This window comes from Methylobacterium sp. B1, assembly GCF_000333255.1.
GTDB classification, from domain to species: Bacteria; Pseudomonadota; Alphaproteobacteria; order Rhizobiales; family Beijerinckiaceae; genus Methylobacterium; species Methylobacterium fujisawaense.
Map to the genome: position 1 here is coordinate 1 of NZ_BACT01000820.1, position 2,235 is coordinate 2,235.

Annotated in this window: 2 protein-coding genes; both read left to right on the plus strand. The window is 69.9% G+C overall.

Annotation, left to right across the window (positions count from 1 at the left end; genetic code table 11):
• Nucleotides 1-372: 372 nt before the first annotated feature.
• The gene (locus I53_RS23630; protein WP_043355314.1) at nucleotides 373-966 is read left to right on the plus strand and encodes a hypothetical protein; all 594 of its coding nucleotides are present in this window, start codon (nucleotides 373-375) and stop codon (nucleotides 964-966) included.
• A gap of 3 nt (nucleotides 967-969) precedes the next feature.
• On the plus strand, nucleotides 970-2,070 hold the full coding sequence (locus I53_RS23635) for an AAA family ATPase (RefSeq protein WP_043355315.1): 1,101 nt from the start codon (nucleotides 970-972) through the stop codon (nucleotides 2,068-2,070).
• Nucleotides 2,071-2,235: the final 165 nt, after the last annotated feature.

Consider the following 2,235-nt stretch of genomic DNA (forward strand, 5'->3'; position numbering starts at 1 on the left):
GGCTGGGGATGAGCCGTTCGGTGATGCGCCGCATGCCCTCGCGGAACAGCGCGATGATCGTCGGCGACGATGAGGGTCTCGCGCGCGGAGCCGTTCATTCCACTCCCGATCGCAGCATCGGAATCTTTCCCCACGACGTCCCCAGCACAGGGCCATGCCGGATGAAATCCAGGCCCTGTCAAGGGTGCGACGATAGGTCAGATACACTAGTAGACCGGTTTTTTCCGCATGCCTAGAAGTCAGCCCGTCATGATGACAGGCATCGGCCGCCGGTTCTTTTGAATCTTTCCAAAAACATCAAGGCTGTTTGTCCTGTCGTGCGTGCCGATGCGGCGCACGAATTACGTCGTTCCATGTTCGGGGGCCTGCTGGATGTCGGAAGTCGAGCGCCAGAATGCTGAGCGGCAGGCTCAGGACAGGCTGTCCGGTCCCCACGCGGCCCCGAGCCCGGCGGCATCCGCCAAGCCGGCCCTGTCGCCGAGCCTCATCGCGATCGTGGGCGGGCTGGTGGCAGCGGGCGCCGTCGCGGGCGTGCTGCTCTCGGGCGGCGGCGAGACCGCCGGGACGGCCGAGCGGCCGGCCCTGAACCTCGTCAAGACGGGCGCGATCGACAAGGCCGCCGAAACCCTGCCCGCCGACGAGAAGGACAAGATCGTCGCCGAAGCCAAGGCCTGCCGGGCGCCCCTGGGCCTGATGCGCCTGTCGAAGACGAAGGCCGATGCCGGCGGCGTGGTGCGCATCCGCGCCGGGAACTACCTGTCGCCGGCCTTCAACATCACCGACGGGCCGATCAACATCGCGGTCCCGTTCCCGGCCCCCTACGAGGCCGGCAAGGGCGAGATCGTCATCGAGGGCGCCGCCAAGGACGTGTTCGTCGAGCTGACCCCGGGTTTGACGGTCGATACCACCGCGGGCGTCAAGCGGATCCCCGTGATCTGGAACACCAGCAAGCCCTGCGGAGGCTGACGGATGTCGAAATCCGCCATCCTCCCCTTCGTCGTCTCCGGCCTCGTGGTCGCGGTCCTCACGCCGCTCCTGCTGAGCACCGATTACGGCCCGGTCGCCTGGTGGAACGCCGCCGGAGCGGAGCTGCGGTGGAGGGCGGCGATCGGGATCGCCGTCGCCCTGCTGGCGGCGCTGGGCCTCGCCGCGACCGCGACGGCCGCCCGCAAGGCGGAGGCCGGCCTCGGGCAGCCGGCCGGGGGCCTGCTCGCCCTGCCGCGCCTGATCGTGGCGCCGCGCCGGGTCGTGGAGGCCCGGTCTCCCGAGGCCGTGATCGCGAATCTGGAGAACATGGTCGGGCTCGCGCCGGTCAAGCGCGAGGTCAACGCCCTGATCGCGCGGCTGGAACTGGAGCAGCGGCGGCGCGCCGAGGGCCTGCCGGTGGCGGCGATCAGCCAGCACATGGTGTTCACCGGGCCTCCCGGCGTCGGCAAGACCGAGGTCGCCCGGGCGATCGGCGAGATCTACCGGTCCCTCGAGGTGCTGCGCCGCGGGCATCTCGTGGAGGTCGACCGCGCGGCCCTGGTGGCGGGCTATGTCGGCCAGACCGCAGCCAAGACCCTGGAGAAGTGCCACGAGGCCCTCGACGGCATCCTGTTCATCGACGAGGCCTACACCCTGGCCGCCGGCGGCGGCGGCGGGGGCGACTTCGGCAAGGAGGCGATCGACACCCTCCTCAAGTTCATGGAGGACAACCGCGACCGGATCATCGTGATCGTCGCCGGCTACACCAACGACATGCGCCGGTTCATCGACACCAATCCGGGACTGGCCGGCCGCTTCACCAAGACCGTCGAATTCCCGCCCTACAGCCCGAAGGATCTCTGCGAGATCCTGAAGCGCATGGCGGCCCGGCAGCAATTCGCGCTCCCCGAGGGGTTCGAGGCGGCGCTCACCCCCTGGCTCGCGCAGCGGTCCCGCGCCGAGGACTGGTCGAACGCCCGCGAGATGCGGACCCTCCTGGAGAAGGCCCGCGAGGCCCAGGCCGCCCGGGTCGCCCTGCAGGGCGGCGACCTGCGCCGCCTGGAGATCGTCGATCTGCTCCGCGCCACCGGCGAGGACGCCTGACGGCGAGACGATCGCGGGACGCCCCGCGCCCGTTCAGCACCACGGCCAGCACCAAGGTTTGTCACGTCCATGGAACGCCTCGACAAGCATCCGGTCGCGCTCTTCGCGGTCATCGTGCTGGGTGCCACTGGCCTGCTGGTCGCCCTGCGGCCGGACCTGGCTCGG